The organism is Sulfitobacter sp. G5_S2_6_S6 (assembly GCF_054968505.1).
In genome coordinates this window covers 12,943-35,398 of sequence record NZ_JBQKUI010000014.1, presented here as the reverse complement: position 1 = coordinate 35,398, position 22,456 = coordinate 12,943, and the positions used below count along the sequence as shown (strand labels likewise).

23 protein-coding genes are annotated in these 22,456 nt (G+C 61.2%); 8 read left to right on the top strand and 15 right to left on the bottom strand.

Annotation, left to right across the window (positions count from 1 at the left end; genetic code table 11):
* Positions 1–219: 219 nt before the first annotated feature.
* Genes ccmI through ACTRWK_RS16555 form a run of 3 tightly spaced genes read left to right on the top strand, consistent with a single transcriptional unit; the run spans position 220 to position 2,205 of the window.
* A complete protein-coding gene (gene ccmI / locus ACTRWK_RS16565; protein WP_340270606.1) occupies positions 220–1,446 on the top strand; it encodes a c-type cytochrome biogenesis protein CcmI in 1,227 nt (408 codons plus the stop codon).
* Positions 1,443–1,928, top strand: a complete 486-nt coding sequence (gene ruvX / locus ACTRWK_RS16560) for a Holliday junction resolvase RuvX (RefSeq protein WP_289082100.1) — start codon at positions 1,443–1,445, stop codon at positions 1,926–1,928. The genes ccmI and ruvX overlap by 4 nt, the downstream gene beginning before the upstream one ends.
* A gap of 34 nt (positions 1,929–1,962) precedes the next feature.
* On the top strand, positions 1,963–2,205 hold the full coding sequence (locus ACTRWK_RS16555; protein WP_005852599.1) for a DUF1289 domain-containing protein: 243 nt from the start codon (positions 1,963–1,965) through the stop codon (positions 2,203–2,205).
* 32 nt (positions 2,206–2,237) lie between these two features.
* On the opposite strand, the gene ACTRWK_RS16550 is transcribed toward ACTRWK_RS16555, so the two are convergent.
* Positions 2,238–2,441, bottom strand: coding sequence for a hypothetical protein (locus ACTRWK_RS16550; protein WP_235183771.1), 204 nt, complete (start codon positions 2,439–2,441; stop codon positions 2,238–2,240).
* Positions 2,442–2,742: 301 nt separating this feature from the next.
* Between ACTRWK_RS16550 and dusA the strand changes: the two genes are divergently transcribed.
* Together dusA and ACTRWK_RS16540 are read left to right on the top strand one after the other, a co-directional pair.
* Positions 2,743–3,756 (top strand): tRNA dihydrouridine(20/20a) synthase DusA, encoded by a 1,014-nt coding sequence (dusA, locus tag ACTRWK_RS16545; RefSeq protein ID WP_009826633.1) that lies wholly within the window; start codon positions 2,743–2,745, stop codon positions 3,754–3,756.
* 37 nt (positions 3,757–3,793) lie between these two features.
* A complete protein-coding gene (locus ACTRWK_RS16540; protein ID WP_037962922.1) occupies positions 3,794–4,615 on the top strand; it encodes a sulfite exporter TauE/SafE family protein in 822 nt (273 codons plus the stop codon).
* 16 nt (positions 4,616–4,631) lie between these two features.
* On the opposite strand, the gene ACTRWK_RS16535 is transcribed toward ACTRWK_RS16540, so the two are convergent.
* From ACTRWK_RS16535 to glpD, 10 genes are all read right to left on the bottom strand, one after another.
* Positions 4,632–5,765: an iron-containing alcohol dehydrogenase gene (locus ACTRWK_RS16535; RefSeq protein ID WP_289082109.1), complete on the bottom strand. Its 1,134-nt coding sequence runs from the start codon at positions 5,763–5,765 to the stop codon at positions 4,632–4,634.
* A 4-nt stretch (positions 5,766–5,769) separates the two neighbouring features.
* Positions 5,770–6,753, bottom strand: a complete 984-nt coding sequence (locus ACTRWK_RS16530) for a class 1 fructose-bisphosphatase (protein WP_289082101.1) — start codon at positions 6,751–6,753, stop codon at positions 5,770–5,772.
* 10 nt (positions 6,754–6,763) lie between these two features.
* Positions 6,764–8,251: a glycerol kinase GlpK gene (gene glpK, locus ACTRWK_RS16525; RefSeq protein ID WP_462844069.1), complete on the bottom strand. Its 1,488-nt coding sequence runs from the start codon at positions 8,249–8,251 to the stop codon at positions 6,764–6,766.
* Between the two features lie 153 nt (positions 8,252–8,404).
* Positions 8,405–10,126, bottom strand: a complete 1,722-nt coding sequence (locus tag ACTRWK_RS16520) for an ABC transporter substrate-binding protein (protein WP_037943910.1) — start codon at positions 10,124–10,126, stop codon at positions 8,405–8,407.
* 71 nt (positions 10,127–10,197) lie between these two features.
* The gene (locus ACTRWK_RS16515; RefSeq protein ID WP_005852584.1) at positions 10,198–10,470 is read right to left on the bottom strand and encodes a DUF2160 domain-containing protein; all 273 of its coding nucleotides are present in this window, start codon (positions 10,468–10,470) and stop codon (positions 10,198–10,200) included.
* A 24-nt stretch (positions 10,471–10,494) separates the two neighbouring features.
* Positions 10,495–11,334: a carbohydrate ABC transporter permease gene (locus tag ACTRWK_RS16510; RefSeq protein WP_009826627.1), complete on the bottom strand. Its 840-nt coding sequence runs from the start codon at positions 11,332–11,334 to the stop codon at positions 10,495–10,497.
* Positions 11,334–12,206, bottom strand: a complete 873-nt coding sequence (locus tag ACTRWK_RS16505) for a carbohydrate ABC transporter permease (RefSeq protein ID WP_037943909.1) — start codon at positions 12,204–12,206, stop codon at positions 11,334–11,336. Before ACTRWK_RS16505 ends, ACTRWK_RS16510 begins: the two co-directional genes overlap by 1 nt.
* 51 nt (positions 12,207–12,257) lie before the next feature.
* Entirely contained in the window at positions 12,258–13,337 is a 1,080-nt protein-coding gene (locus ACTRWK_RS16500) for an ABC transporter ATP-binding protein (protein ID WP_064216008.1), read from the bottom strand.
* A 15-nt stretch (positions 13,338–13,352) separates the two neighbouring features.
* Positions 13,353–14,441 carry an ABC transporter ATP-binding protein gene (locus tag ACTRWK_RS16495; RefSeq protein ID WP_005852576.1) on the bottom strand — a complete coding sequence of 363 codons (1,089 nt, stop codon included), beginning with the start codon at positions 14,439–14,441 and terminating at the stop codon, positions 13,353–13,355.
* Positions 14,442–14,454: 13 nt separating this feature from the next.
* Positions 14,455–16,068 carry a glycerol-3-phosphate dehydrogenase gene (gene glpD / locus ACTRWK_RS16490; protein WP_037943907.1) on the bottom strand — a complete coding sequence of 538 codons (1,614 nt, stop codon included), beginning with the start codon at positions 16,066–16,068 and terminating at the stop codon, positions 14,455–14,457.
* Between the two features lie 286 nt (positions 16,069–16,354).
* Here glpD and ACTRWK_RS16485 point away from each other — a divergent pair, with 286 nt between their 5' ends.
* The 3 genes from ACTRWK_RS16485 to ACTRWK_RS16475 are packed head-to-tail and all read left to right on the top strand — an operon-like array spanning position 16,355 to position 18,810.
* A complete protein-coding gene (locus ACTRWK_RS16485; protein WP_037943905.1) occupies positions 16,355–17,110 on the top strand; it encodes a DeoR/GlpR family DNA-binding transcription regulator in 756 nt (251 codons plus the stop codon).
* 21 nt (positions 17,111–17,131) lie between these two features.
* Positions 17,132–18,004, top strand: coding sequence for a carbohydrate ABC transporter permease (locus tag ACTRWK_RS16480; protein WP_037943904.1), 873 nt, complete (start codon positions 17,132–17,134; stop codon positions 18,002–18,004).
* Positions 18,004–18,810, top strand: a complete 807-nt coding sequence (locus tag ACTRWK_RS16475) for a carbohydrate ABC transporter permease (RefSeq protein WP_051843949.1) — start codon at positions 18,004–18,006, stop codon at positions 18,808–18,810. The genes ACTRWK_RS16480 and ACTRWK_RS16475 overlap by 1 nt, the downstream gene beginning before the upstream one ends.
* A gap of 21 nt (positions 18,811–18,831) precedes the next feature.
* Here the strand turns inward: ACTRWK_RS16475 and ACTRWK_RS16470 are convergent, their stop codons facing one another.
* The 4 genes from ACTRWK_RS16470 to ACTRWK_RS16455 are packed head-to-tail and all read right to left on the bottom strand — an operon-like array spanning position 18,832 to position 22,357.
* A complete protein-coding gene (locus ACTRWK_RS16470; protein WP_037943903.1) occupies positions 18,832–19,674 on the bottom strand; it encodes a metal ABC transporter permease in 843 nt (280 codons plus the stop codon).
* Complete coding sequence (locus ACTRWK_RS16465) at positions 19,671–20,546, bottom strand: metal ABC transporter permease (protein WP_005852566.1); 876 nt, start codon at positions 20,544–20,546, stop codon at positions 19,671–19,673. The genes ACTRWK_RS16470 and ACTRWK_RS16465 overlap by 4 nt, the downstream gene beginning before the upstream one ends.
* Positions 20,543–21,439 carry a manganese/iron ABC transporter ATP-binding protein gene (locus ACTRWK_RS16460; protein ID WP_289082110.1) on the bottom strand — a complete coding sequence of 299 codons (897 nt, stop codon included), beginning with the start codon at positions 21,437–21,439 and terminating at the stop codon, positions 20,543–20,545. The genes ACTRWK_RS16465 and ACTRWK_RS16460 overlap by 4 nt, the downstream gene beginning before the upstream one ends.
* Positions 21,440–21,451: 12 nt before the next feature.
* A complete protein-coding gene (locus tag ACTRWK_RS16455; protein ID WP_414717693.1) occupies positions 21,452–22,357 on the bottom strand; it encodes a metal ABC transporter substrate-binding protein in 906 nt (301 codons plus the stop codon).
* Between the last annotated feature and the right edge of the window lie 99 nt (positions 22,358–22,456).

Sequence of the window (22,456 nt, the reverse complement as noted above, 5' to 3'; positions counted from 1 at the left end):
CAAAGATTCGTACGCCGTGGCGTAGGCTTGGCTTCTTTCTGGGTCTTCGGGCGAAAAAGAGGATACCCGGCGCGGCATTCCTTAACAGTTTTACGACATCCGCCGCAATCTGGCAAAAACCAAGCCGCCACCGCGACAAGGTGCAGCAATATGGCCTCTTTTGTCACGCCGCCGCAGCGGTTAGGTGTGCAGCAGCTATAATTACTGGACCGCATCTTTATGAGTTTCTGGATCATCGCCGCCGCCGGAGCCGCCCTTGTGACCGTGTTGCTGGCGCGTGCCCTGACCCGTGGGGCCAGCGCGCCAGCCGAGACCGGTGCCGCCCATGATGTGCAGGTCTATCGCGACCAGCTGGCCGAGGTTGAACGCGATGTCGCGCGCGGGGTGTTGCCCGAAGCCGACGCCATCCGCGTGCGCACCGAAATCTCGCGCCGTATTCTGGCCGCGGATGCTGCCGGACAAAATATTCCCGCCGCAAGTGGCACGCCGTCGCCTGTCGTCATCGTGGTGATCGCGCTGGTCTTGCTGGGCGGGAGCCTTGGGCTCTACTGGCAGTTGGGTGCGCCCGGCTATGGGGATCTGGCGTTGCAGGACCGTATCGCGCGGGCCGAAGACATGCGCCGGAACCGACCCGATCAGGCCACCGCCGAGGCAGAGCTACCCGACGCCGATTTGCCGCCCGAGCTCAGCCCCGAATATGAAGCGCTGCTGACCCGCCTGCGCGAAACGGTTGCCGCGCGGCCCGATGATGTGCAGGGCCATGTCCTGCTGGCCCAGAACGAGGCGCGCGTTGGCAACTATGCCGCCGCCGCCGCCGCGCAGGGCAAGGTTGTGCGCCTCAAGGGGGCGGAGGCCTCGATTGACGATGTGTCGGGCTATGCGGAGCTGCTGGTGATGGCGGCGGGGGGCTATGTCTCGCCCGAAGCAGAAGCGGTGTTGCGCGCGGTGCTGACCCGTGATGTCGAAAACGGCACGGCGCGGTATTATTGGGGGCTGATGCTGGTGCAAACCGGGCGCCCTGATCTGGCGTTCCGCATGTGGGACGGGTTGCTGCGCCGCGGCCCCGAAGATGCTCCGTGGATCGCGCCTATTCTGGCGCAGATCACCCCTATCGCCACGATGGCCGGTGTGGACTATACCGTGCCCGAAATTGGTAGCGGCGCGCTGCGCGGCCCCTCGGCCGAAGATATCGACGCGGCGCAGGATATGACCCCTGCCGAACGGATGGAGATGATCGGCGGCATGGTCGAAAGCCTGTCGTCGCGGCTTGCCAGCCAGGGCGGGCCGGTCGAGGATTGGGCGCGGTTGATCACATCGCTTGGCGTTCTTGGGGAAACGGCAAGGGCGCGGGCGATTTACGAGAATGCGGTAGAGGTCTTTGCCGATGACCCCGCCGCGATGGATGATATTCAACGCGCGGGCGAACGCGCCGGGGTGACCGAATGATCTATGACGACATATCAGGTTTTGCCGCCGCCCTGCCCCCGATGCAGGCGTTGATCGGGCTGGACCTTGGGGAAAAGACCATCGGCGTTGCGGTCAGCGACAGTTTTCTGTCGATTGCCACCCCGCTGGAAACCGTGCGCCGCAAGAAATTCGGGGTTGATGCCGCCCGCCTGTCAGAGATCATTGCCGCCCGCGGGATCGGCGGGGTCGTGCTGGGCCTGCCGCGCAATATGGACGGATCGGAAGGGGCGCGCTGTCAGTCGACACGGGCCTTTGCGCGGAACTTTGACCGGCTGGGAGATATTCCCATCGGGTTCTGGGATGAACGGCTGAGCACGGTCGCCGCGGAACGTGCGCTGCTGGAGGCCGATACATCGCGTCGCCGCCGCGCCGAGGTGATCGACCACGTGGCCGCGGGCTATATTCTGCAAGGCGTGCTGGACCGTTTGCGTGTGATCAAGGCGCAGGGCGCGTCGGCCTGAAGCCACATAAGCGCGACAGCGCGAGGATAAAGCGATGAGTGACGAGATCTGGAAGCGGAACGAAGTCGAAAGCCCCTGCGTGAAACTTTGCGTGGTGCATCCCGAGACGCGCCTGTGCACAGGATGTTACCGATCCATTGACGAGATCGGCGCGTGGTCGCGTATGACGCCCGAAGAGCGCCGCAGCATCATGGCAGAGCTGCCATCGCGGGCGGGTGCGTTAACGAAACGGCGGGGGGGCCGTTCTGCGCGGCTCAAGCGCGACAGCACGGGCTGATCTGGCGAACTGTCCGGACCGTTGAAGATGATTCAGCGGGCCACGCGGTACAGGAAATCAAGCATTTCGCTGCTGGTCTGGGCCCCTTCGTGATCTTGCGGGGCGTAATTGTCATTCGCCGCTGGCACCACGGGGGTCGCCCCAAAATGCTGCGCCACGGTCACGCATTGCCATGTTGCTGCTGCGGGCACGAAGCGAAGGATATTGGTCTGCGGGTCTTGCGCTGTATCTGTCATGTCCATCTCTGCCATCTCTCGGGTCGTTCAATTTGTGCGCCGGTCGATTCGATTCTCGGTCGCCTGTCGGTAGTTTGGCTCCGACAGTGTGATATAAGTGTTAAGATATGGCAGTATTTGGGCAAAATCAGGGTAATAAACGTATCAGGCCCTGCACATTCCGGCCCAATGTCGCGGATTTAGGCAAACAACGGGCGCGTGATATCGGCCCCCTGCCCCTTGCCATGCCCGCCCCGCTATAGCATTGACCCTCCCGAACCCCCATATTTCCAGCTCGATAGACGATAAGGCTTAGACCATCATGGGACATAGATCCGATCTCACCCGCGCCGCACGGCTTTCGGTCGCCCCTATGATGGACTGGACCGACCGGCATTGTCGCTACATGCACCGGCTGTTTTCAAAGCAGACGTTGCTGTATACCGAAATGGTCACCTCGCCTGCCTTGGTACGCGGCGGCGCGTTGCATTTGCTGGATCACGATACCTCGGAACATCCCGTGGCCTTGCAGCTTGGCGGGTCTGACCCGGACGAGCTGGCAGAGGCGGCGCGGATCGGGGCGCAGGCGGGGTATGACGAGATCAACCTGAATGTCGGCTGCCCGTCGGATCGCGTGCAATCGGGCTGTTTTGGCGCGGTGCTGATGGAGCAACCGGCGCTGGTGGCGAAATCCGTCGCGGCGATGCGCCGCGCGGTGGATGTGGACGTGACCGTCAAATGCCGGATCGGCGTGGATGACCAGAACCCCGCCGAGGTGCTGCCCGAGTTTCTGGCGCAGATCGTCGGCGCGGGTTGTGAACGGGTGACAATCCACGCGCGCAAGGCGTGGCTGCAGGGGCTCAGCCCCAAGGAAAACCGCGACATTCCCCCCTTGGACTACGAACTGGTGCACCGGATGAAAGGGCTGTTCCCAAACCTGCATATCTCGATCAACGGAGGCATCACCTCGCTTGATCAGGCAGAGGCGTTTCTGGACGCCGGTTTGGATGGCGTGATGATCGGGCGCAGCGCCTATCATAACCCGACCGATATTCTGGCGCAGGCGGATCGCCGCATTTACGGCACCGGCGCAGACACCACGCCCGAGGATGTCGTGGCGCAGATGCTGCCCTATATCGACGCGCATATCGACGGCGGCGGCAAGCTGAACCAGATCACCCGCCATATGATGGGGCTCTTTGCCGGTCGCACCGGCGCACGGGTCTGGCGGCGCACCCTGTCCGAGCAAGCCTCCCGCCCCGGTGCCGACCGTCAGGTGCTGCTAGAGGCGCTGGACGCGATGCAAACACTGGCCGAGGCGCAAGAAGCGGTATAGCAACAGGGGCAACCCTACGACATTCAGGATCGCCCCCATGCAAGACCCCACCCTCCTTCTGCAGATTGTCCTTATGATCATGGCCATCGGTGCCTTTGCCGGTGTGCTGGCGGGGCTGCTGGGTGTCGGTGGCGGCATCGTCTTGGTGCCCGCGTTTTTCTATGCGTTTCAAGCGCTTGGCTATGACAGCCCGCAGCTCATGCAGATGTGCCTGGCGACCTCGCTGGCGACGATCATCGTGACCTCGCTGCGGTCGGTGCACAGCCACAATAAAAAGGGCGCGGTCGATTGGGCGATCCTCAAGACATGGGCACCGGGGATCGTGATCGGGGCCATCATCGGGATGCTGGTGGTGGCACAGCTGCGCACGAGCGTCTTGCAGGGCATCTTTGGCGGGCTGGCGCTGGTCGTCGGGCTTTATATGGCTTTTGGACGGGCGCATTGGCGCTTGGGACAGGCGATGCCCCGTGGGGCCGCGCGCGCGGCGCTGTCACCCTCTGTCGGGTTTCTATCGGTGCTGATGGGGATCGGCGGGGGCAGTTTCGGCGTGCCGCTGATGAGCCTGTTCAACGTGCCGATCCACCGTGCCGTGGCGACGGCTGCGGGGTTTGGCGTGCTGATCGCCGTGCCCTCTGTCATCGGGTTCCTGCTGGTGGATGCCGCGCCCAACAGCCCGCCGCTGACGGTGGGGGCGGTGAACCTGCCCACCTTTGCCATTGTCATCGCCATGACGCTGATCACCGCGCCGCTGGGGGTTAAACTGGCCCATGCGATGGACCCGAAACCGTTGAAACGGGTGTTCGCGGTCTTCCTGATCCTCGTGGCGCTGAACATGCTGCGCAAATCGCTGGGGCTGTAACCCGCCCCGACAGGCGTCAGGCGCGCAGGATGGCGATCAGTTCGTCCTGCGTCAGCGCGAAGGGCGTACCCTTCATTGAGGATGCACCGGCGGAGAGGCGTGCCACCTCTGCGTGATCCTCGGGGTTCAGTCCCATTTCCGCCAGCCTCCGCAGCCCCATCTGACGGGACCAATCGCGCAGGGCGGCGATCCCTGCCCCGTCTTGAACGTCGAATGTCGCATCGATCAGCCCAAGCACCCACATCAACCGCGTGTGAACCTGCGTGCCGGCCTCTGCCTTGTCGAAGTGAGACGCCAGCACCGCGGGCAGAAGCGCGCCGCAAATCTCTCCGTGTGGCGCGCCGGTCTGGCCGCCGAGCACACCGGCAAAACCATGCACCGCCCCCAGCCCCGCATTCGCCAAGGCCAAGCCACCGCAGGTGCTGACCCAGGCCATATCGTCCCACGCTTCCGCTGCGTCTTGTTCAACCACGGCGCGCAGGGCGGCCAGCCCCTTGGGGATCGCCGCCTGACACAGCGCATCCGTCATCGGCGTCGCTTTGACCGACAGATAAGGTTCGATCACCTGCGTGACCGCATCCAGCCCCGCCGCAAGGGTGACGCGGCGCGGTGCGCCCTGCATCAGCCCGGCATCCACGATGGCGATATCGGGAATCATCCGCGCGTCGCGCAGGCTGACCTTGACCCCGTGTTCCGGCACGGCAATCACCGCGTTCTTGGTGACCTCTGCCCCCGTGCCCGCCGTGGTCGGCAGCGCGATCATCGGCAAAGGTGCGCGGTCGAGCGGTTTACCGCCCCCTACCCCTTCGAGGTAGTCCAGCGGTGCCCCCGCGCAGGGGATCAGCGCCGCGAGTGCCTTGGCAAAGTCGATCACCGATCCGCCGCCAAGTGCGACAACCACATCCGGCCGATCTGCGGACACACGGGCGAGTGCGGCCTCCAACGCTGGCAGGCTTGGCTCGGACCCGCAGCTTTGTGTGGTGACCGACAGACCCGCCGCGCGGCAATCCTCGACCAACCAAGCCGCGCGCGCTGCATTGGCCCCGTGCACGATCAGCACACGCGCCCCAAAGCCAGCAGCCAGCGTGGCCGTCTGCGCGGCCTGTCCACGCCCGAAATACAGCGCTTGCGGAGAGAAGAACGAGAACATCGGCTTAGCTGTCAGCGGCGTCTTTGTGGTAGCTGTCAAGCACGGCAACCTCGTCGCGCGAGCCAAGGATCACCGGAACGCGCTGGTGCGGTGCCGTGGGGGCGACATCCATAATCGCGCCCTGCCCCGTCGACGCAGCACCGCCTGCCGCTTCAATCACCATCGCCATCGGGTTCGCCTCGTACATCAGACGCAGCTTGCCGCCGGTTTTCTGGTTGTTGCTGTCAGCGGGGTACAGAAAGACGCCGCCACGCGTGAGGATACGGTGCACATCCGCGACCATGGACGCGGTCCAGCGCATGTTGAACGACCGGCCACGGGGGCCTTCCTTGCCGGCGACAGCCTCGTCCACATAGCGGCTGACGGGGGCATACCAATAGCGTGCGCGTGACGTGTTGATCGCATATTCCGACGTCTCGGCGGGCACGGTCATCTTGGGGTGCGTCAGGCTGAATTCGCCCGTGTCCGGATCGCTGCTGAAGCCTGCAACCTCGTTGCCTTTGGTCACCACAAACATGGTCGAGGGGCCGTAGATCGCATAGCCAGCGCAAATCTGGTTACGGCCGTTGTGCAGCACGTTGCGGTCACCATCGGCCTGCACCTGCATGACCGAGAAGATCGACCCCACCGACAGGTTCACATCAAGGTTCGACGACCCGTCCAGCGGATCGAAATACAGCAGGTAGTCGCCCTTTTGCGGCTCTTTCAGCCAAGTAACCTCTTCCACCTCTTCCGACACAAGTGCGGCGACACGCGCGCTGTTGGCACACTCACGCTCGAACACGTCATTGGCCATGATATCCAGCGTCTTTTGCGCTTCGCCCTGCACGTTGATCTCTCCGGCGGCACCAAGGTTGCCCTCGAATGCACCACGACGCACGAGACCGGCGATCAGTCGCGACGCCGATGCGATGTCTTCCAGCAGAAACACCAGATCGGGGTCAAAGCTGTTTTGGGTCAGATACCGGCGAAGCGTTGGGGCTGTCATGGGGAGTTCCTTAAAAATTCAGGGTCGCGTCAACGGCCTTTTTCCAGAGCGCATATTTCGCGTCGCGCTGGTCATCGTCCATTTTCGGCGTGAATTGGGTTTCCTGTGTCCACGATTTCGCGAACTGTTCCTGATCAGGATAAACGCCCGCGTGCATCCCCGCAAGCCACGCGACCCCGAGGGCGGTGGTTTCATGCACGGTGGGCCGGTCAACGGGAGCGGCGATGATGTCGGACAGGAATTGCATGGTCCAGTCGCTGGCAGACATGCCGCCATCGACGCGCAAGGTGGGCTGCACGCCATCTGCTTTCCAGTCGGCAGACATCGCTTCAAGCAGGTCGCGCGTCTGGTAGCCGACGCTTTCCAGCGCCGCGCGGGCCATTTCGGCGGGCCCCGTGCCACGGGTCAGCCCGAAGACCGCGCCGCGACAATCGGGGTTCCAATAGGGCGCACCCAGCCCGACAAAGGCCGGCACCAATACCACGTTCTGATGCGGATCCGCCTGTTCGGCCAGCCCTTGCGTCTCGGCCGAATCCTGAATGATCTGCAAACCGTCGCGCAGCCATTGCACCACGGCCCCCGCGACAAAGATCGATCCTTCGAGCGCGTAGGTCGGCTTGCCGTCGAATTGATAGGCAATGGTGGTGAGCAGCCGGTTTTCCGACCGCACCGGCGTGTCGCCCGTGTTCATCAGCGCGAAACAGCCCGTACCGTAGGTGGATTTCAGCATCCCCGGCTCGAAACACGCCTGCCCCACCGTGGCCGCCTGCTGGTCGCCCGCGACCCCGTGGATCGGCACGGCAGCGCCCAGAACATCGGGATCGGTATGGCCGAAATCATCGGCACAGTTCTTGACCTCTGGCAACATCTCCATCGGGATTTCGAGCAGGTCACAGATCGACCGGCTCCACCGGCCTTTGCGGATGTCATAAAGCATGGTGCGCGCGGCGTTGGTGGCATCGGTCGCATGGGACGCCCCGCCGGTCAGCTTCCAGATCAAGAAGCAATCGACGGTGCCGAACAGCAGCTCGCCCTTGGCGGCACGGTCGCGCGCGCCTTCGACATTGTCCAGTATCCACGCGAGTTTTGTGCCCGAGAAATACGGGTCCAGCAGCAGGCCGGTGCGGTCGGTGAACATCTCTTCGTGGCCCGCGTCGCGCAGGGTACGGCACTGGCTCGCGGTGCGGCGGTCCTGCCAGACGATGGCGTTATAGATCGGGCGGCCGGTCTGCTTGTCCCAGACCACAACGGTCTCGCGCTGGTTGGTGATGCCGATGGCGGCGATATCGCCTGCCGTGATCCCTGCCTTGTCGATCGCCCCGCGGCAGGTCGCCTGCGTGGTGCGCCACAGATCATCGGGATCATGTTCAACCCAGCCGGACTGGGGGAAATGCTGGGGGAATTCTTCCTGGGCGTTGGCAATCGACGTCATCGTGTCATCGTAAACGATGGCCCGTGTGGAGGTGGTGCCTTGGTCAATGGCAAGGATATACGTCATGCGCGTCCCTTTGGAAGTGTAGCAACCGTCAGATGGTGCCGTATCCTAGCAAGGGTCGGCAGGCCCGACCAGATGTCAGGGCAATGACGGATGTCGGCGTTGTTGGAAAATCAAAGGTTCCGGGGCCAGCGAACCGGCCCCGGAAAGAGTGGCTTACTGCCAGGATTTGATCAGCTCATCATAGGCGATGGTCTGTGGCTCTTCGTCTTCGCTTTCCAGTTTCGCTTTGGGCGAACCGGGCTGGGACAGCCAGTACTCTGGGTCACGCTCTTCGTTCATCTTGGGGCCAATGTCCCCTTGAACGCCGGCACGCTCCAGACGGATCAGGACTTTTTCCTGATCGGCGCACAGGGCATCCAGCGCTTCCTGAGGTGTCTTCGCACCGGACATGGCGTCGCCGATGTTCTGCCACCACAGCTGCGCCAGCTTTGGATAGTCAGGCACGTTGGTACCGGTTGGCGACCACTGAACGCGCGCGGGCGAACGGTAGAATTCAACCAGACCACCCAGTTTCGGTGCACGCTCTGTAAAGCTTTCGTGCTGGATCGACGATTCACGGATGAAGGTCAGGCCAACGTGGCTTTTCTTGACGTCCACAGTCTTGGAGGTGACGAACTGCGCATAGAGCCATGCGGCCTGTGCACGGTCGACCGGCGTGGATTTCATCAGCGTCCACGACCCGGCATCCTGATACCCGATCTTGGTGCCTTCGGTCCAATATGCACCGTGGGGCGAAGGTGCCATGCGCCATTTCGGCGTGCCATCTTCGTTCATCACGGGCAGGTCAGGCTCTACCGACGCGGCGGTAAAGGCGGTGTACCAGAACATCTGCTGGGCCACGTTGCCCTGCGCCGGAATTGGGCCCGCCTCAGAGAAGGTCATGCCCGCAGCCGCCGGAGGCGAATACTTCTGCAGCCATTCGATCGCTTTGGTCACAGCATAGACCGCTGCTGGCCCGTTTGTGGCACCGCCACGCGCAACGCAAGACCCCACAGGCTGCGAGTTTTCGTTGACGCGGATACCCCATTCGTCGACGGGCAGACCGTTTGGCTCGCCTACGTCACCGGCACCGGCCATCGACAGCCACGCATCGGTGTAGCGCCAGCCAAGCGACGGGTCTTTCTTGCCGTAGTCCATGTTGCCAAAGACTTCGCCTTCGACGCCAAGACGCGACAGGTCGCGACCGGTGAAGAATTCGGCGATGTCCTCATATGCGGACCAGTTGACCGGAACACCCAGATCGTAGCCATATTTCTCTTTGAAATCAGCCTTGTTCTGTTCGTCGTTGAACCAATCGTAGCGGAACCAATACAGGTTCGCGAACTGCTGGTCGGGCAGCTGGTAGATCTTGCCATCGGGACCGGTCGTGAACGACAGGCCGATGAAATCTTCGAGGTCGAGACCGGGGTTGGTCACGGCCTTGCCTTCGCCTTCCATCCAGTCGGACAGGTTGCGGGCTTGCTGATAGCGCCAGTGCGTCCCAATCAGGTCGGAATCGTTGATATAGGCGTCATAGATGTTCTCGCCCGACTGCATTTGCGTTTGCAGCTTTTCGACAACGTCACCTTCGCCGATCAGGTCATGGGTGACCTTGATGCCGGTGATCGCTTCGAAAGCGGGGGCCAGAACGGTGGATTCGTAGGTGTGCGTGCCGATTGTCTCGGACACGACGTTGATCGACATGCCTTCAAACGGTTTTGCAGCGTCGATAAAGAACTGCAGTTCGGCTTCTTGGTCTTCCCGCGACAGCGCGGAGAGATCGCCGATTTCCTTATCAAGGAAAGCCTTTGCGGCCTCCATGTCGGCGAACGCAGGTGCGGCAAACATGCAAGCCGCAAGCCCGATCGCAGTCGTTCCCTTTAAGCGCAAGTTCATGATGTTCCTCCCTAGAATTGAACATTTGAGAGGTCCGGTTCTTGCAGGCCGGCCCCCCTTATTTTCCTTTCCTAGACCCAGCGGAAAACCGCGATGGCATAGAAAAGGCAGACAACCAATGCCCCCCATTGGGGCGCACTGAGCAGCCCGAGCCAAGCCAGATTGATAAAGGCCGAGCCCAGAAGCGTGATGAACAACCGGTCACCGCGCGTCGTTTCCATCCCCAGTATACCGGCGCGCGGCACTTCGGGGAATTTGATTGCAAGGATCGTAAAGGTGATCAGCGTCACCGCGATGATCCCAAAGAAAGCGGCGGTGGGCCAAGTCCAAGCCATCCAGTCCATAATGTTTCCTCCGGTCTTTCTTTGTTAAACGCGGCCCAAGGCAAAGCCTTTGGCGATGTAGTTGCGCACGAAATAGATCACCAGGGCACCGGGCACGATGGTCAGCACCCCTGCCGCGGCCAGCACGCCCCAGTCGATCCCGGCGGCACCCACGGTACGGGTCATGGTGGCGGCAATCGGCTTGGCGTCCACGCTGGTCAACGTCCGGCTCAGTAGCAGCTCAACCCAGCTGAACATGAACAGGAAGAAGGCCGTGACCCCGATCCCCGAGGCGACCAGCGGCGTGAAGATACGGATGAAAAAGCGCGGGAAGCTGTAGCCGTCGATATAGGCCGTCTCGTCGATCTCTTTCGGGACGCCGCGCATGAACCCTTCGAGGATCCACACCGCCAGCGGCACGTTGAACAGACAATGCGCCAGCGCCACAGCAATATGCGTGTCGAACAAGCCGACGGAGCTATAAAGCTGGAAGAATGGCAGCGCGAAAACCGCGGGCGGGGCCATCCGGTTGGTCAGCAGCCAGAAGAACAGGTGCTTGTCGCCCATGAAACTGTAGCGCGAGAAGGCATAGGCCGCCGGCAGCGCCACCGCGAGCGAGATCACCATGTTCATCACCACATAAGCCATCGAGTTCAGATAGCCCGTGTACCATGACGCATCCGTCAGGATCGTCATATAGTTGTCGAAGGTCAGATCACGCGGCCACAGCGTAAAGCTGTTGAGGATCTCTGTGTTGGTCTTGAGGCTCATGTTCAGCAGCCAATAGATCGGCAGCAGCAAGAACAGCAGATAGAGCGCCATGACAATCGCATTGCCCTTGATCTTGGGCAAGGCAAACCCTCTTTTTTGTGCAAGATCAGACATCAGTGGCCATCCCTTTTATCAAGGTTCGTCATCACGGTGTAGAACACATAGGAGATCAGCAGGATCACCAGATAATACATGATCGAGAACGCCGCCGCAGGACCAAGGTCAAACTGTCCGAGCGCCATCTTGACCAGATCGATCGACAGGAAGGTGGTAGAGTTACCAGGCCCCCCGCCCGTCACGACGAACGGTTCGGTGTAAATCATGAAGCTGTCCATAAACCGCAGCAGGATCGCGATCATCAGAACGCCCATCATCTTGGGCAGCTCGATGTAGCGGAAGACTTTCCAGCGGCTCGCCTGGTCAATCTTGGCCGCCTGATAATAGGCGTCGGGGATGGATTGCAGGCCGGCATAGGCCAGCAGCGCCACCAGTGACGTCCAGTGCCAGACATCCATTACGATCACAGTGATCCATGCGGCATAGAAATCCTGAGTGTAGTTATAGTCGATGCCCAAGGCCGACAGCGTGTAGCCCAACAGGCCAATGTCCACGCGGCCAAAGATTTGCCAGATGGTGCCCACAACGTTCCACGGGATCAGCAGCGGCAGCGACATCAGGACCAGACACAGCGAGGCCCAGAACCCTTTCTTGGGCATGTTCAGCGCCACAAAGATCCCCAGCGGGATTTCAATCGCCAGAATGATCACCGAAAACGCGATCTGGCGGCCCAAGGCGTTCCACATCCGCTCGGATTCAATCATCTCGCGGAACCAGTCGAGGCCAGCCCAGAAGAACTGGTTGTTCCCGAAGGTATCCTGCACCGAATAGTTCACCACGGTCATCAGCGGGATCACGGCAGAGAAAGCCACCAGCAGCAGCACAGGCAACACAAGGAACCAGGCCTTTTGATTGACGGTCTTGTTCATGACGCGGTCCTTTCAGCGAGGGTCAGCGGGAAAGCGGCGGATTGGATCATCTTAGGCCCCCTGCGGCGCAACGCGCCAGCTGTTGGCATAGACATTCACCCCGGCAGGGTCGAAAACAATGCGGTTCATATCCGGAGAAATCTCGGCACCTTCTTCGGCGATCACGTTGATTTCATTGCCATTAAAGTCAGCACGCACGATCTTGTGGCGGCCCACGTCCTCGATCCGCTTGATCGTGACAGGCAGCCCCGCCTCGCCCGTGGCAAGCCGTGTGAATTCGGGGCGCACGCCCAGTTCGACCTTGCCGTCCAGCGGCGCAAAGCCGTGGCCCAAGTCGATCTCGTGGCCGCCAATGACGGCCTTGTCGCCGGTCACCGTCGCGTCCAGCACATTCATACCGGGCGAGCCGATGAAATAGCCCACAAACGTGTGCTGTGGTGTCTCGAACAGCTCTTGCGGGGTGCCCATCTGGACAACGCGGCCGTCATACATAACGACAACCTTATCCGCAAAGGTCAGCGCCTCTGTCTGGTCGTGGGTCACATAAATCATCGTGTGACCGAATTCATGGTGCAGTGATTTCAACTGCGTGCGCAGTTCCCACTTCATATGGGGGTCGATCACGGTCAGCGGCTCGTCAAACAGCAGCGCGTTCACGTCCTCGCGCACCATCCCCCGCCCGAGCGAGATTTTCTGCTTCGCATCCGCCGTCAACCCGCGCGCCTTGCGGTTCAGCATGTCTTCCATGCCGATCATCCCCGCGATCTGCTGCACGCGCTGCGCGACATAGGCCGCATCCGCACCCCGGTTACGCAAGGGAAATGCCAGATTGTCGCGCACGGTCATCGTGTCATAGACCACCGGAAACTGGAAAACCTGCGCGATGTTGCGCTTGGTCGTGGGGTCGTTGGTCACGTCACGGTCGTTGAACAGGATGCGGCCCTGACTGGGGTGCAGCAGGCCCGAGATGATGTTCAGCAACGTGGATTTCCCGCAGCCCGACGCGCCCAAAAGCGCATAGGCTTCGCCGTCCACCCAGTCGTGGTTCAGCTCTTTCAGCGCGAAATCATCTTCGCTGGTGGGGTTGGGCAAATAGGAATGCGCCAGGTTATCAAGGGTGATTTTTGCCATTGGTCCGGTCCTCCCTCAGGCCGCTGCCGCATAAGATGCGGGGGCCACGGATGTGCCGTCTTCGGCAAAGATGTAAACATGTGTCGGGTCAAGATAGACGTTCAGCGGAGCCCCGATCTTGAGGTCTTTGACCCCGTGCACCAGACCGACCCAGTTTTCACCGTGGTGATCAAGGTGGATAAAGGTTTCCGACCCCGTGATCTCGGTCACGTTGAGCTTGCCCGCAAACTCCAGCGCGTCGTCAGACTGCTTGGACAGTTCAAGGTGATTGGGGCGGAAGCCCGCAACATAGCTGCCATCGGCCACGGTCTTGAAGTTCCCGAAGGTCGCGACCTTGTTGCCATCGCCAAAGGTCAGCGTGTCGCCTGCCTTGGTGATGTTGAGGAAGTTCATCGGCGGGTCAGAGAAGACGCGCGCGGTCGTGGCATCGACGGGCTGGCGGTAGACCACGGGGGTCAGGCCGAACTGTGTGATGCGCCCTTCCCACAATGTGGCGGTGTGCCCGCCCAGCAAAAGCGCCTCTTCCGGTTCGGTCGTGGCATAGACGAAGATCGACCCTGCTTCTTCAAAGATCTTCGGAATCTCGGCCCGCAGCTCTTCGCGCAGTTTGTAATCGAGGTTCGCAAGTGGTTCGTCCAGCAACACCAGCCCCGCGTCCTTGACCAAAGCCCGTGCAAGCGCGCAGCGTTGCTGTTGCCCGCCCGACAGTTCCAGCGGCTTGCGGTCCAGCATCGGCGTCAACTGCATCAGATCGGCGGCCTTGCGCACGGCGCTGTCGATCTCGTCCTTGGATTTGCCCAGCAACCGCATGGGGCTGGCGATGTTATTGTAGACGGTCATCGACGGGTAGTTGATGAACTGCTGATACACCATCGCCACACCGCGATCCTGAACGCGCATGCCGGTGACATCCTCGCCGTTCCAGATCACCTTGCCGGTGTTGGGCACATCCAGCCCCGCCATCAATCGCATCAGGGAAGTCTTGCCCGCGGATGTCGGCCCCAGCAGCACGTTCATGGTGCCGGACTGCAGCTCAAGATCTGTCGGATGAATATGCGTCTGGCCGTTTACGACCTTGGACACGCCTTGCAAAACGAGCGACATGTTCCTCTCCCCTTCACGCGCCAGTGGCGGCTGTAGTGTTGTCGGCGGGCGTGGCGGTGGTTTCCACCATCCATGCTTCCAACGTGTTCAATTCATCCGCGTCAAGCCGCAGGCCCAGTTTGGACCGGCGCCAGATGATGTCGTCAGCGGTGCGGGCAAATTCCTTGTCGATCAGCCACTTGGCCTCACGCTCGGTCAGGGTCGCACCGAAATCACGCCCCAGATCTGCCGCGGTTTGCGCGTCGCCCAAGACATCAAATGCCTCGCGCCCGTAGGCTTTGACCAGACGATCCGCCCAACGTTGGGTCAAAAAGCCGTAGCGGTCCTGCAACTCTTGTTTCAACGCCGCCACGCCGTCTACCGGAAAATCGCCGCCAGGCAAGGCGACACCCGCCGTCCAGGGTTTGGCGTCATTGGCAAAATAGGGCTGGATCTTCTCTAGCGCGCTTTCGGCCAGACGGCGGTAGGTGGTGATCTTGCCGCCAAAGACGTTCAGCACCGGCGCACCGGCGGATGTGTCGACCTTCAGCACATAGTCCCGCGTCGCCGCCGTGGCAGAGCTCGCCCCGTCGTTATACAGCGGGCGCACGCCGGAGTAGGTCCAGACGATATCGTCGGTGGTGATCTGCTTTTTCAGGTATTTGGACGCAAAACGTACGAGGTAGTCCTGCTCCTCGGGGGTGCAGACCGGCTTTTCGGACACATCCGTGTGGTCGGCATCTGTGGTGCCGATCAGGGTAAAATCCGTCTCGTAAGGAATGGTAAAGATGATACGCCCGTCTTCGCCTTGGAAGAAGTAGCATTTGTCGTGGTCATACAGCTTGGGCGTCACGATATGGCTGCCCCGCACCAGCCGCACCCCTTCCGAGGAATTGATGCGCACGGTGTTGCGGATCACGTTTTCCACCCAAGGGCCACCGGCGTTGACCAGCATCTTGGCCTGTACCACGCGTTGGGGGCCGCCGTCTTTCGGTTCCAGCGTGACCTGCCACATGCCGTCGACCTGCTCGGCAGAAACAACCTTGGTGCGGGTGTTGATCCGCGCACCACGGGTTTGGGCGTCGCGGGCGTTCAGCACCACCAGACGGCTGTCTTCGATCCAGCAGTCGGAATACTCATAGGCTTTTTCGAACTTGTCCTGCAGCGGTGCCCCCTCGGGGGCCTGCGTCAGATCGACCGCGGTCGTCCCCTTGAGGATCTGCCGCCCGCCCAGATTGTCATACATGAACAGACCCAAGCGGATCAGCCACGCAGGGCGACGCCCCTTCATCCACGGCATGAACACGTTGAGCAGCTTTGAGGTGGGCGTATCCCCCTCGAACCGCATATCCTTATGATAAGGCAGCACAAACCGCATCGGCCAAGAGATATGCGGCATCGCTTTCAGCAGGGTTTCGCGTTCGATCAACGCCTCGCGGACAAGGCGGACCTCCCAGTATTCCAGATAGCGCAGCCCGCCGTGAAACAGCTTGGTCGAGGCCGAGGATGTTGCCGAGGCCAGATCGTTCATCTCTGCCAGCTCGACGCTAAACCCACGGCCCACGGCGTCGCGTGCAATGCCGCAGCCGTTGATCCCTCCGCCGATCACAAAGAGATCGACGCTGTGTTCTGTTTCAAGCTGGCTCAATGAAGCCTCCCCGCATCATTTTCGCGTCTCGCAGCTAGGTTTGCGGGACGTCGTGACAAAAGACACCAAGCCCCTTCGTTTTTCAAGATCGAACGTTCGTTTCTTTTCGTTTTCGACTATAGCCTTGATTTTAGGCGCATTAATCCTTCGCCTGACGCGCATTTCTGCGCCTTACAGACGATATACCACGATTCGCGGCCTTGACGTGCTTCGCTTTCCGTAGATTGTAAGTTTTGGTCGGGCGTGCAGAAACCTTGGGCATCCCCAGCCAAAGACGGGGGGATCTATGTCAAATTTCAGACAGCGCGAGATTTTGGAGCTGGCGCGCAAGGACGGCAAAGTCACCGTCGACGGGCTGGCAGAGGCGTATAATGTTACCGTGCAGACCATCCGCCGCGACCTGTCCGAGCTTGCTGAAAGCGGCAAGCTGGAACGGGTGCATGGCGGCGCGGTGATCCCGTCGGGGGTGGTGAATATCGTCTATGACGAACGCCGTCGCCTGAACGAGGAAGGCAAACGCGCCATCGCCGAACATTGCGCGCAGGCTATACCGCATGGGGCGTCGGTGTTCATGAACATCGGCACCAGTACCGAGGCAGTCGCGCAGGAAATGCTGCATCACGAAAACCTGCTGGTGGTGACGAACAACCTCAACATTGCCAACATTCTTGCCGCCAACCAAAGCTGCGAGATTATCCTGACAGGCGGCGTCTTGCGCCGTGCGGATGGTGGCATGGTGGGCGGGCTGACTGCCGAGATGGTCAAGCAGTTCAAGTTCGATTTCTCGGTTCTGGGCTGTTCTGCCATTGATACGGATGGCGATCTGCTGGATTTCGACGGGCAAGAGGTGCTGGTCAGCCGGTCCGCCATCGGGCGGTCACGCACGGTGATGGTCGTGGCCGACCACCTGAAGTTCCAGCGCAAGGCCCCGCTGACGATCTGTTCGCTGCGCGATGTGAACACGCTGTTCACCGACCACCACCTACCCGATGCGCTCAAGGCGGAATGCGCGGGCTGGGGCACCTCGGTTGTGACCGCCTGACCCAAGCATGGACAGAGCCCCATGAAGCAGCATGACCCGCGCGGCTGGCTTTTTGTCGCCCCCGCCTGCCTTTTGCTGGGGGTGGTCGGGCTGATCCCGCTGGTCACCGTCATCAACTATTCGTTCTTCGAGATTTTCACCCTGCAATCGCGCTTCTGGATCGGGACAGAGTGGTTCCGCGACCTGATCACCGCCCCGCGTTTCTGGGCGAGCTTCGGGCGCAGCGCGCTGTTCTCGACCTTTGTGCTGTGCATCCAGATCCCGCTGGGGATCGCGCTGGCCCTGTGCATCCCGCGCGGACGGATCTGGGCGGGTGCGGCCTTGGCTGTGCTGTCGCTGCCGCTGCTGGTACCGTGGAACATGATCCCTGCGCTCTGGCTGAGCCTGATGGATGGCGACACAGGCATTTTGGGACAGTGGCTGGCGGGCTACGGTTGGCCCGCCGCGTGGAAGAACAGCGCCGTGCTGACCTGGGTGGTGATCTTGGCAATGGACACGTGGCACTGGACCAGCCTTGTGGTCATCCTCGCCTATAGCGCGCTGACCACGATCCCCGATCCGCTTTATCAGGCGGCCGCCATCGATGGGGCGCGTCCGTGGCAGGTGTTTCGCCATATCCAACTGCCGCGGTTGCAGCATGTGCTGCTCATGGCGGTGCTGCTGCGGTTCATGGACAGTTTCATGATCTACACCGAGGCCTTTCCGATCAATGCCGGCGGCCCGGCCGAGGCCAGCCTGTTCCTCGCCGTGGATCTGGGCGAGGAGATCAAGGCGTTCAACTACGGCCCCTCGGCCGCGCGGTCGGTGCTATATTTCCTGATCGTGCTATCGGTCGCATGGGTCTTTACCAAGGTGCAGGCCAAGCTTGACGATCCCAAACCGGGGGTGCCGTGATGATACCGCGTCGGGCATGGCCCGTGATCAAACTGGCGATGCTGGGGGCGTTCATCCTCTTCACCATCCTGCCACTGGTACAGATGACGGTGCTGAGCTTTACCGCGACGCTGGCGCAGGACGGGCTGAGCTTGGGCGAGACGACGCTGCGCAACTATCGCGCCATCTGGGCCGATCCGAGCTTGCGCGCGGCCTTTGGCAATTCAGTCGCCTATGTGCTGATCAATATCGCGATCACCATCCCCGTCGCCCTGCCCGCAGCCTTTGCCTTTGCGCGGCTGTCGTTTCTGGGGGACAAACACCTGTTCTTCAGCTTCATCGCCTTTCGCATCACCCCGCCCGTGGTGCTGACCCTGCCGATCTTCCAGCTTTTCTCGGTGCTTGGCATCGTCAACTCGGTCACTGGCATCGCGCTGGCCCATTGTCTGTTCAACCTGCCGGTGTCGATCTGGATTCTGCAGGGCTTCATCGCCGCCGTCCCGCGAGAAATGGACGAGACGGCGTTCCTTGATGGCTATTCGCGCCCCCGCTATATCTGGAAAATCCTGCTGCCGCAGATCGCGCCCGGCATCGCGGTGACTGCGTTTTTCTGCTTTATGTTCAGCTGGGTAGAAGTCGTCTTTGCCCGCATCCTGACCACCACCAACGGCAAGCCGATCTCTATGGCGCTCAGCGCGATGTTCGGCTTTCAGACGGATATCGGGATGGTCATGGCCTTTACGCTGACCTCTATGCTGCCCGGCGCATTGCTGCTGTTTGCCATGCGCAATCATCTGTCCCGCGGGTTCAAGGTCGGGCGGGTCTAGAGCCCGCCCTCCCCTTCAAGGCTACCCCCGTGCCGCCTGACGCGAGGTGCGGCGCGTCACCAGCAAACGGTTGATGAAGGCGAGGACAAAGATCACCGTCAGGATCAACACGATTGTCGGAGCCGGTGCGCTGTCCAGAAAGAAGCTGGCGTAGACGCCCGCGAACATCGACAACAGGCAGACCAGCACAGATACGATCAGCATCGGGCCAAAGCTGCGCACCACCAGAAAGGCAATCGCCCCCGGTGTGACCAGCAACGCCACCGCAAGGATCAGCCCCGTCGCCGTCAGCGTCGCCACGATGGTCAGCGACAACACCGCCAGCAACCCATAGTGCAAGAACCCCGTGTGCAGCCCGCTGGCCTGCGCCTGCGCGGGGTCAAAGGCGTGCAGCAGCAGATCTTTCCACTTGAGCACCAGAAACGCCGTCACAAAGGCCGAGATCAGCCCCGCCGTCCAAAGATCCTGCGCGCCGACGCCCAGCATATTGCCGAACAGCACGTGATCCAGATGCTGGTTCGTGGTGATCGAGGTGTACATGATGATGCCGATCCCGAACATGCCCGAAAAGACGACCCCCATCACGGTGTCCTGTTTGATCCGGCTGTTATAGCTCAGGTATCCGGTCAGCATCGCGCAGGACATGCCCGCGGCAAAGGCCCCTACAATCAGCGGCAGCCCCGTGATCCAGGCCAGCACGACCCCCGGCAGGACCGCATGGCTGACCGCATCGCCCATCAAGGCCCAGCCCTTGAGCACCAGAAAGCATGACAGCAACGCCGTCGGCGGGGCGACCAGCAGGACGATCCAGAAAGCGTTCTGCATGAAGGGAAACTGAAAGGGAAACAGCAACGTCTCGATCATGGGGCCACCCCGTCTCGCAAGGATTTGAGCGCCGCCGCAGCCTTGCGCCTCGCGGCCAGCACACCGTGTTTGGGCGCAAAGACAAAGGCCAGCAGGAAGATCGCGGTTTGCAGCGTGACGATCACCCCGCCTGTCGCCCCGTCCAGAAAATAGCTGGCATAGGCCCCCAGAAAGCTGGTGATCGTGCCGATCAGCACCGATACGATGATCAGCCGCGGGAAACGGTCACACAGCAGATAGGCCGTCGCCCCCGGCGTCACGACCATTGCGATCACCAGAAAGGCCCCGACGGTCATCATCGCCGCCACCACCGCCGCCGACAGCAGCATGAAGAACACCGCCTTCAACAGCTCGGGCCGCAACCCGATGGAGCGTGCGTGGTTTTCGTCGAAGAAGGTGACCATCAGGTCTTTCCACTTCAGCAGCAGCACGGTCAGACAGACAACCCCGATGATCGCCAACTGCACGATATCCTGCGGCGCGATGGCAAGGATATTGCCCATAATGATGGTCTGGATGCTGACCGACATGGGCGATAGCGACACCATGAACAGGCCCAAGCCGAAAAAAGCGGTAAAGATGATGCCGATGATCACGTCGATCTTCAGCCCCGACCGCCCCGACAGAAACAGCATCGCCCCCGCCGCCATGCCGCCCGCCAGAAACGCGCCAAGCGCAAAGGGCAGCCCCAGCATATAGGCCCCCGCCACACCGGGCACGACAGAATGGCTCAGCGCGTCGCCGATCAGCGACCAGCCCTTGAGCATCAGATAGCACGACAGAAAGGCGCAAACCGCCCCCACCATCGCGGACACCCACATGGCGTTGAACATATAGTCATAGCTGAACGGCTCTAGCAGCAGATCGATCATGTGTCGTCCTCGGAGGTATCGATGCGTTCGCCGTAATGCACGAAGGGGCGTTCATCGTCGGTGATGATCCGCAGCTCGCGCCCGTCGTCGTCATCGTGCAGGTCTTGGCCCCCGAGGGTAAAGTGCCGAAGCACCCCGCCAAAAGCCGTTTCCAGGTTGTCATGGGTAAAGACCGTTTCCGTCGGCCCATAGGCCAGCACCGTGCCCTTGACCAAGACGGTCCGGTCACAGAATTCCGGGACAGAGCCCAAGTTATGCGTCGACACCAGCATCACCCGTCCTTCGTCGCGCAACTCGCGCAGCAGGTCGATGATCTGGTCCTCGGTCTTCACGTCTACGCCGGTAAAGGGTTCGTCCAGCAGGATCACCTGTCCGTTCTGCGCCAAGGCGCGCGCCAGAAAGACCCGCTTGCGCTGCCCGCCGGACAGCTCTCCGATCTGGCGGTGGCGGAAATCGGTCATGTTGACGCGGCGCAGGGCATCGTCCACCGCCGCATGATCGGCGGCTTTGGGACGGCGTAGGACCCCCATGTGCCCATAGCGCCCCATCATTACCACATCCTGCACCAGCACCGGAAAGGCCCAATCGACCTCTTCTGACTGCGGGACATAGGCCACAAGGTTTTCTCGCAACGCCTGTTTGACCGTCTTGCCGAGCAGGGTGATCTGCCCCTGCGCGGCGGGCACAAAGCCCATGATCGCCTTGAACAGCGTGGATTTCCCCGCCCCGTTCACCCCGACCAGCGCCGTGATCGTACCGCGCGGGATCTCGAAACTGGCATCATAAAGCGCGGTGTGGCCGTTGCGATAGGTCACGGTCACATCGGTGGCCTTGATGCCGATCGCGTCGGGCGCAAGCCCGGCATCTGGGGTCGTCGTGGGGGCGGGGTGCATAGGGGTATCCATTTACTTCAGGCCTGCATCCAGCCCGTCCGCGACAGTTTGCGAGGTGACGCGCAGCAAGTCCAGATAGCTTGGCACGGGCCCCTCGGCGGTGCTGAGGCTATCGACATAAAGCACACCACCATAGGCAGCGCCGGTTTCCCGCGCGACCTGCTTTGCAGGCGAGGTATTCACCGTGCTTTCACAGAAAACGACCGGAATATCATTGTCGCGCACGGAATCGATGACTTTGCGCACCTGCTGCGGTGTGCCGGTCTGGTCGGCGTTCATCGGCCAGAGGTAGAGCTCTTTCATCCCGAAATCCCGCGCGAGGTAGCTGAACGCGCCTTCACAGGTCACCAGCCAACGCTGGTCTTCGGGGATTTGCGCAATGCGGTCCCGCAGGGGCGTGATCGTATCGCGGATTTCCTGTTTGTAGCTTTCGGCATTGGCGGCATATGTGGCCGCATTGTCAGGGTCGTGTTCGGCAAAAGCTGCCGCGATATTGTCGACGTAGATCAGCGCGTTATCCAGCCCCATCCAGGCGTGGGGGTTCGGCTTGCCCTCATACTCCCCCTCCCCGATAGAGATCGGCTCCACCCCGTCGGTCAGCGTGGCCGACGGAATATCCCCGAGGTTCGAGATGAACTGCTCGAACCACAGCTCTAGGTTCATGCCGTTCCACAGGATCAGATCGGCATCCACCGCGCCCACGATATCGCGCGGGGTGGGTTCATAGCCGTGGATTTCGGCACCGGGCTTGGTGATCGATACCACCTCTGCCGCATCGCCGCCCACCTGCTGCGCCATATCGGCAAGAACCGTAAAGGTCGTGACGACTTTGAAATCAGCCGCAATCGCAGGCACGCCCGCCATCGCTGCAACACCAAGAACCGGAGCAAAAACCGACGCCAGCACATTCTTTCTCATTCTGTTCCTCCAAGGACCAATGCGTTCGCTAGATGTAAATGCGAATTAGTCGCATATGTCAAACATGCAAATAAGAATAGGTCGCATAAACTTGCGGGC